Source organism: Ideonella azotifigens (genome assembly GCF_006519715.1).
GTDB classification, from domain to species: domain Bacteria; phylum Pseudomonadota; class Gammaproteobacteria; order Burkholderiales; family Burkholderiaceae_C; genus Ideonella; species Ideonella azotifigens.
Genome location: NZ_VIDT01000254.1, coordinates 1 through 7223 on the forward strand (window position 1 = coordinate 1; position 7223 = coordinate 7223).

General features: G+C 67.9%; 9 protein-coding genes and 1 pseudogene. 5 read left to right on the plus strand and 5 right to left on the minus strand.

Translation table 11 applies throughout. From position 1 onward, the window contains the following. Positions 1–184: pseudogene (locus tag FKP22_RS15855) on the minus strand (arabinose transporter); the annotation flags it as partial. Between the two features lie 266 nt (positions 185–450). On the opposite strand from FKP22_RS15855, the gene FKP22_RS15860 reads away from it, so the two are divergent. From FKP22_RS15860 to FKP22_RS15875, 4 genes are all read left to right on the plus strand, one after another. Further along, positions 451–1074 carry a TetR/AcrR family transcriptional regulator gene (locus FKP22_RS15860; protein WP_141288434.1) on the plus strand — a complete coding sequence of 208 codons (624 nt, stop codon included), beginning with the start codon at positions 451–453 and terminating at the stop codon, positions 1072–1074. Between the two features lie 62 nt (positions 1075–1136). Further along, positions 1137–1622: an ArsR/SmtB family transcription factor gene (locus FKP22_RS15865; RefSeq protein ID WP_141288435.1), complete on the plus strand. Its 486-nt coding sequence runs from the start codon at positions 1137–1139 to the stop codon at positions 1620–1622. Beyond that, positions 1619–1990, plus strand: a complete 372-nt coding sequence (locus FKP22_RS15870; RefSeq protein WP_141288442.1) for an SRPBCC family protein — start codon at positions 1619–1621, stop codon at positions 1988–1990. The genes FKP22_RS15865 and FKP22_RS15870 overlap by 4 nt, the downstream gene beginning before the upstream one ends. 1 nt (position 1991) lies before the next feature. Beyond that, positions 1992–2348: a GFA family protein gene (locus tag FKP22_RS15875; RefSeq protein WP_141288436.1), complete on the plus strand. Its 357-nt coding sequence runs from the start codon at positions 1992–1994 to the stop codon at positions 2346–2348. Positions 2349–2375: 27 nt separating this feature from the next. Here FKP22_RS15875 and FKP22_RS15880 read toward each other — a convergent pair whose 3' ends face one another. Together FKP22_RS15880 and FKP22_RS15885 are read right to left on the minus strand one after the other, a co-directional pair. Further along, positions 2376–2957: a DUF308 domain-containing protein gene (locus tag FKP22_RS15880; protein WP_141288437.1), complete on the minus strand. Its 582-nt coding sequence runs from the start codon at positions 2955–2957 to the stop codon at positions 2376–2378. A 29-nt stretch (positions 2958–2986) separates the two neighbouring features. After that, complete coding sequence (locus FKP22_RS15885; protein ID WP_141288438.1) at positions 2987–3568, minus strand: TetR/AcrR family transcriptional regulator; 582 nt, start codon at positions 3566–3568, stop codon at positions 2987–2989. A gap of 260 nt (positions 3569–3828) precedes the next feature. Here FKP22_RS15885 and FKP22_RS15890 point away from each other — a divergent pair, with 260 nt between their 5' ends. Then, the gene (locus tag FKP22_RS15890) at positions 3829–5523 is read left to right on the plus strand and encodes a tannase/feruloyl esterase family alpha/beta hydrolase (RefSeq protein WP_141288439.1); all 1695 of its coding nucleotides are present in this window, start codon (positions 3829–3831) and stop codon (positions 5521–5523) included. An 88-nt stretch (positions 5524–5611) separates the two neighbouring features. Here FKP22_RS15890 and FKP22_RS15895 read toward each other — a convergent pair whose 3' ends face one another. Beyond that, entirely contained in the window at positions 5612–7000 is a 1389-nt protein-coding gene (locus tag FKP22_RS15895) for an ATP-binding protein (protein WP_170200924.1), read from the minus strand. A 4-nt stretch (positions 7001–7004) separates the two neighbouring features. Then, the coding region (locus FKP22_RS15900; protein WP_141288441.1) for a winged helix-turn-helix domain-containing protein at positions 7005–7223 on the minus strand (219 nt) is incomplete at its 5' end.

Sequence of the window (7223 nt, forward strand, 5' to 3'; positions counted from 1 at the left end):
CGAGGAAGGCGATGCCCACGGCCAGCCCGGCCCAGGCATGGCCGAGGCCCAGCCGGCCGGTGACAAAGACCGGCACCACCGGCAGGGCCATGCCCACGCAGAGATAGGCCACGAAGAGCAGCGCGGTGAGCAGCAGCAGCTGGCGCTGCGCGGGGGCATCGGTCGAGAAAGAAGAGAAACGCATGGCATGCATGTCCAGTGGGTCTCGCGTCGACGGGATGCGGCAGGCGAAAGCACAGGCAAGCGCACACCCCGATCAGCGAGATCGGTGAGTGCGTTGACTGACGTGAACGCTTACGGCCAAGCTGGCTGGCGGCTGTCGATTTCCCTCGGCGCTGCAAGGGGCAGGAAGGTGGGTGTGACCGTGACGGTCTCCTTCGTCATGGCGCCGAGTGGCGGAATAATATGAAGAAACATTCAAGTTTTCCATTCGCGTTTGGAGCCATCGCCATGACCACCCGCCCCAGCGCCCCTATCGCCTCGCGCAGGCAGCCCAAGCAGGCCCGCTCGAACGACCTGGTTGCCGCCATCCTCGAAGCGGCCCTTCAGGTTTTGGCCAAGGAAGGCGCGCGCCGCTTCACCACCACGCGCGTGGCCGAGCGGGCCGGCGTCAGCATCGGCTCGGTCTACCAGTACTTCCCGAACAAGGCGGCCATCCTGTTTCGCCTGCAGAGCGACGAATGGCGGCAGACCACCGAGATGCTGAGCCGCATCCTGGAAGACACCCGCCAGCCGCCGTTGGAGCGCTTGCGGGTGCTGGTGCATGCCTTCATCCGCTCGGAGTGCGACGAGGCCGAGGTGCGCACCGCGCTGGCTGCCGCCGCGCCGCTGTACCGCGACGCACCGGAGGCGCACGAGGCCCGCGCGTCCGGCAACCGCACCGTGCAGCGCTTCATGGCCGAGGCGCTGCCAAGCGCATCGAAGGCCACGCGCACGCTGGCGGCAGAGCTCATCACCACCACGCTGGGTGCGGTCGGCAAGGAGTTCTCGGAAAGCCCGCGCACGCCGAGGGAGATCAAGTCCTACGCCAACGCGATGGCCGACATGTTCTGCGCCTACCTCGGCAGCCTGTGAGCAGCTGATCTGGTGAAGACAATGACTTGACAAGGCCGAGGCCCTGGCTAACACTAAACCAAATGGTTAACAGTGAAGCCACCCAACTCGACCTGGTCTTTGCCGCGCTGTCAGACGCGACGCGGCGCAGCGTACTGGTGCAGCTGGAGCGCCTGGCGCAGCAAGGCGAGGTCAGCTGCAGCGTCAGCGAGCTGGCGCAGCCGCATGGCATGTCGCTGCCGGGGTTCATGAAGCACCTGGCCGTGCTCGAAGCCGCGGGCCTGATTGCCCGCGCCAAGGCCGGGCGCGTGGTGCGCTGCGAACTGGACGCCGCGCCCATGCAGGCGGCGGCGCGCTGGATCTCCCGCTACGAGCGTTTCTGGACCGAGCGCTTCGACGCGCTCGATCGTTTTCTCCACCAACAGGAAGCATCGACGCCATGCCCGCTGCCCAGCCCCAATCCCGTGCCGCCGTCCTCGGCGAAGCCCCAGGCCAAGTCAGCCTCACGCGCCGCTACCGCGTCCCGCCCGAAAAAGTCTGGCGCGCCTGGACCGAGGCGCAAGCGCTGAGCCAGTGGTTCGGCCATCCGGGCGAGGACCGCGCGCCCACCGTGGCCGAGATCGACCTCAGCGTGGGCGGGCGCTACCGCATTGCGTTCGAAGGCGCCAACGGCGAGATGAACGAAGTCTCGGGCGTCTACCAGGAAGTCGAGCTGCACAGCCGGCTGGTCTTCACCTGGGCCTGGCAGAGCACGCCCGAGCGCGTCTCGCGCGTCAGCGTCACGCTGGCCGCGGTGGATGGCGGCGCAGGCACTGAAATGCATTTCGTGCACGACCGCTTCTTCGACGCCCAGGCCGCCACCAACCACGAGCGCGGCTGGCAGCCCGCCTTCGAGGCGCTGGGCGCCTTCCTGCAACGCAAACCTCAGGAGGCATGACATGCCCAGCACCGTGTACCAGGCCAGCTGCCACTGCGGCCGCATCAAGTTCGAGGCCGAAGGCGAGCTCACCTCGGTCATGTCCTGCAACTGCTCGATGTGCCAGCGCAAGGGCACGCTGATGTGGTTCGTGCCGCGCAGCGCATTGCGCCTTTTCACGCCCGAGGAGGACACCAGCGTCTACCTGTTCAACAAGCATGTGATCCAGCACCGCTTCTGCCCCACCTGCGGCATCCATCCGTATGGCGAAGGCAAGGCGCCGAATGGCGACGAGATGGCCGCGGTCAATGTGCGCTGCATCGAAGGCATCGACCTCGCGGCCTTGCCTGTCACACACCACGACGGCCGCGCGATGTGACCATGTGAGCTTGCGAGCGCGCCTGCCTCAGGTGCCAGCGGCCTGGCGTGCCCGGCTTCGCGAGGCGTTCACCGCGAGCCAGATCGCCGAGATGAGGAAGTAGGCGGCCCCCACGCCCGCGTAGCCCGCGAGGGTCACGATGGGCGGCGCCGACAGCGCAAACGACTGCTGGATGAAAAACGCGCCGGCCAGCGCAGATTGCGCGCCGCTCAGCACCGAGGCCCACTGGCCGCTGTGGCTCTTCCACCGGCGAACCGCGGTGGCGAGCTGCAACACGCCCGCGCCAATCGCCCAGGCGCCGAAGATCGCCAGCACCCAGCTTTGGCTGTGCTGCACTGCCGCGATCACCAGCAGCGTCGTCAAGGCGCTCACGGCGACATTGATCGCCTGCGTCGGGTTGCGCTTCAGGCCACCGCTGCGGATGGCGTCCAGGTAATTCGCCGCCGCATCCCAGGCGGGGTACAGGCACAACAGCACGGCGGCGATCATCGCGTCGTGGCGGCCCAGCGCAATGGCTGCGGCGACCCAGGCGAACGAAAACGCGGCGCGGGTGAAGCTGTAGAGGGTCAGCCAACGGGTGTCGGCGGCTCGCATGGACGGGGTAGGCATGAGGCTAGGTCTTTCGAGTGAAGGGCGTGCTACGCCGAAGGCGTGAGTCGCTGGAGGTGGGAGGACATGACCCTGCCGAACAGGCTGGGCTCGCCTGCGGCACGGGCCGTGAGCAGCGCCCCATGCACGGCGGCCATGAAGGTGTGGGCTTCCACTTCGACGGGTTGGCTCAGCCGCAGCTGGCCGCCGGCCGCGCCGTCCTGCAGCGCGGCCTGCAGCCACGCGACCAGGGCCTGGAAGTGGCCGCGCACCTCCGCCGCCACTTCCGGTGGCAGCGAAGGCAGCTCCGCGGCCAGCAGCGCGCAGAGGCAGAAGGGGTCGGTGTCCGTCGCCACGCAGCGTTCCCAGTAGCCTACGTAGGCCCGCAGCTGTGCGGCAGGATCCGCCACGTTGGTGCGGATCGCCGCCAGCCCGGCAGCGGCCGCTTGCCGGTAGTTCGCCACCAAGGTGCGCACCAGGTCCACCTTGGTCGGGAAGTGATGGTGGATGCTGGGCTTGCGGATGCCGACCTGGTCCGCCACGTCGGCATAACTGAAGCCATGAAAGCCGCGCTGCAGGATGAGCTGGTGCGCGGACCGAAGGATTCGGTCGAGGGTGGAATCGTCAGCCATGAATTGCAGTCTACCGACTAGTTGGTAGGTTGTCAATTTGACGCCGGGCTTTCCCTTGTCCAGCGATGAGCACGCACGGCCGGAAGGCGGCCTTGGCCTTGGTGGGTTGGTCTTATCTGATTAACCTACTGAAACTAATTCGTGGAGATTTCGCCGTGTCTTAGGGGATAACGCCATTAATTTGATTTAGTTGATGAAATAAATTTCGCCACGAGGCGACGCAGGCGCGGCGCCTGAACCTCATCGTTGGAGCCCTCGCCATGCGATCTTTTCCCTTTCTTTTCCTCCCCTCGCTGCTGGCCTCGGCCACGCTGTGTGCCTGCGGTGGCAGTGACCGTCCGATCGCGCGTTTGAGCCCGGCCAGCGCCGGCACGCTGAGCCAGTGCAGCACGCTGGTGGCCAGCTTCGGTTTTGCCAACACCATCCTGACCGCGGCCACCGATGTGGCGGCCGGGACCCTGACCGTGGCGGGTCAGCCCGTGCCGGCGCATTGCCTGGTCACTGGCACGATGAACGCCCGCACCGGTACCAACGGCAGCTATGCCATCGGCTTCGAGCTGCGCCTGCCAGTGGCCTGGAATGGCCGCTTCTATTACCAGGCCAATGGCGGCCTGGATGGCGCGGTGGTCACCGCGCTGGGCGGCCTCGGCGGCGGTCCATTGACCGGCGCGCTGCTGCAGGGCTTCGCGGTGCTCAGCTCCGATGCGGGCCACAGCAATGCGCAGAACGCGCCGGGTGCCGCCAACTTCGGCAATGACCCACAGGCCCGGCTGGACTATGGCTACCAGGCCGTGGGCACGCTCACGCCGATGGCCAAGCAACTCGTGCAGGCCAGCTATGGCCGCGCCCCCGACCGCGCCTACATCGGCGGCTGCTCCAACGGCGGCCGCCACACCATGGTGGCTGCGGCCCGCGATGCCGAGCAGTACGACGGCTACCTGGTAGGCGACCCAGGCTTCCACCTGCCGCGCGCCGCCATCGCCAACATCGCCGGCTACCAGCAGTACCTCACCCTGGCCAGCACCAGTGGCGATGCGTCCACCGGGTTCTCCCAGGCCGAACGTGCGCTGGTCAGCAATGCCGTGCTGGCCAGGTGCGATGCATTGGATGGCGCGACAGATGGCCTGGTGCAGGACGTGGCGGCCTGCCGTGGCGCCTTCAGCCTGGACCGCGACGTGCCCACCTGCGCCGGCACTCGGGACGGCACCTGCCTCAGCAGCGAACAGAAGGCGGTGATCGAGCAACTATTCGCTGGCGCCAAGGCGGGCGACGGCAGCCTGGTCTACGCGGCCTGGCCGTACGACGCAGGCCTGGCCACCAACGGCTGGGCCTCATGGAAATTCTCTGCGCCCGCCACCCGCGATTCCGTGGCTGTCGGCCAGGTCTGGCAGGCCCCGCCAGAAGACGCCGCGACCTTCGTGCCCACCACCTTCGCCGCCACGGGCAGCATCGACCAGATGCTGGCCCGCGTGATGGCCACCACGGCCGTCTTCACCGAGTCGGCCTGGCACTTCATGGTGCCGCCCAACGAGACCGAGCTGTCCACGCTGAAGTACCGTGGCGCCAAGATGCTGGTCTACCATGGTGCCTCCGACCCGATCTTCAGCCACGACGACACCTTGAACTGGTACCAGGCACTGGCCAAGGCCAACGGCGGGGACGCCAGCGATTTCGCACGCTTCTACAGCGTGCCCGGCATGAACCACTGTTCCGGCGGCCCGGCCACCGACCAATTCGACATGCTTTCGCAACTGGTGGCATGGGTGGAGCAGGGCCAGGCGCCGGGCGCCATCACCGCCACTGCGCGCGGCCCTGGCAATGCCGGCGGTGTCAACGCCGACGTGCCCGCCACCTGGTCCGCGACCCGCACGCGACCGCTGTGCCCGTCACCCCAGGTCGCCCGCTACCAGGGCAGCGGCAGCCTGGATGACGCCGCGAATTTCAGTTGCCAGTGAGGCGCAAAGGGGGGCGCAAAGGGGGGCGCAAAGGGGGCGCCGGCGCAAGAGGCCTGGAAGCCCGCGCGGCGGTCGTCGGTCCACCGCTTCAGCCTCGCGCCCCCAACCGCATCACCACCGCCAATCCACCACCTTCCGGCGCATGCGCCTCGATGCGCCCGCCATGCGATTCAATTGCCCGCTTCGCAATCGTCAAGCCCAGCCCGAAGCCTTCCACCCCCGCCTCGCCCAGCCGCTCGAACGGTTCGAACATGCGAGTGCGGGCTTCTTCGGGCACGCCGGGGCCTTGGTCCTGGACGGTGATGAGCAGGGCGGTGCTGCTGGCTTCGGCGGTGACTTGCACGCTGGTGGCTTCACGGGTGAACTTGACGGCGTTGCGGACGACGTTTTCGAAGGCGCGGCAGAGCAGTTCGGCGTTGACTTCGGCGACGAAGCTGCCTTGGGCGCTGAACTGCAGGTCGCGGTGGGCTGCGCGGGCCTCGAAGCGGGCGTCGTTGCAGACCTCGGCCATCAGCGCGACCACGTCGATGGGCAGGCGCGGCGGCTGGGCCTGCGTGGTCTCCATGCGCGCGAGCGTGAGCACTTCGCCAACCAGCGCGTCCAGCCGCATGCATTCGCGCTCCACCCGCTCATGCATCGCTGGCATGCGCTCGGGCTGCTGGCGAGCCAGGCCGATGGCGGCCTGCATGCGCGCCAGCGGCGAGCGCAGCTCGTGCGACACGTCGTGCAGCAGCCGCTGCTGTGCGCCGACCAGCTGCTGCAGCTGCTGCGCCATGCGGTTGAAATCCGCGCCGAGCTGGACCATTTCGTCGTCGTTTTCGGGACCGCGGCGGCGACGATGGCGACGACCTTGCGGCATCGACACCCGCGTGTCGAGCTGCCCGTCCGCCAGGCGGCGAAAGGCGGCCTGCAGCGTGTGGATGCGGTGCGACACATGCCAGGCGGCAAACGTGGCGAACAGGGTGCTGATCAGCAGCGTGGCCAGGATCGGAATCCACACCGGTGGTGGCGTTCGCTCCAGCGGTCCTTGGGTCGAACGCAGCGTGTCGGCCGGCATGAAGACGGTGATGGCCTGGCCGGAAGCGGTGGGCGTGTGCTCGATCAGGCCCAGGCTGTCGCCGCCATGTTTCAGGTCGGTCTGTTCGGGGGCGGCCAGGACCTTGGCCACCAGCTGCGGGTCCAGCATGCGGCCGAGCAGATCGTGGCCTTGCGCGTCCAGCAGATAGGGCGGCGGTTTGCCGGCGCGCTTGAAGAGTTCGGCCACGCGCTTGAGCCCCTCGGTGTCGTGCGAGGCCAGCAGCCCGCTGGTCACGCTCAGCACCACCTCCGCGCGCCGCGCCTCGGCAGCCGAGACGGGAATCAGGTCGAACCAGCGCGCCAGCCACACCCCGGCGGCCACCGAGCCCGCCACCGTCACCAGCGCGATCCAGAAGCCCAGGAAGAACTTCCAGAACAGCCGGCCCATTGCAACCTGCATCGCTTCAGTCTCGTGTGAGTTGATAGCCCATGCCGCGCACCGTCCTGATGGGGTCGGCGCCCGGCTGGCAGCTGGCCAGCTTCTGGCGGATGGCGCTGATGTGCACATCGATGCTGCGGTCGAAGCGCGCCAGCGGGCGGCCCAGTGCGCGCTCGGAGAGCTCGGCCTTGGTGACGAGCCGGCCGGCCTGGCGCATCAGTTCGGCCAGCAGGTTGAATTCGGC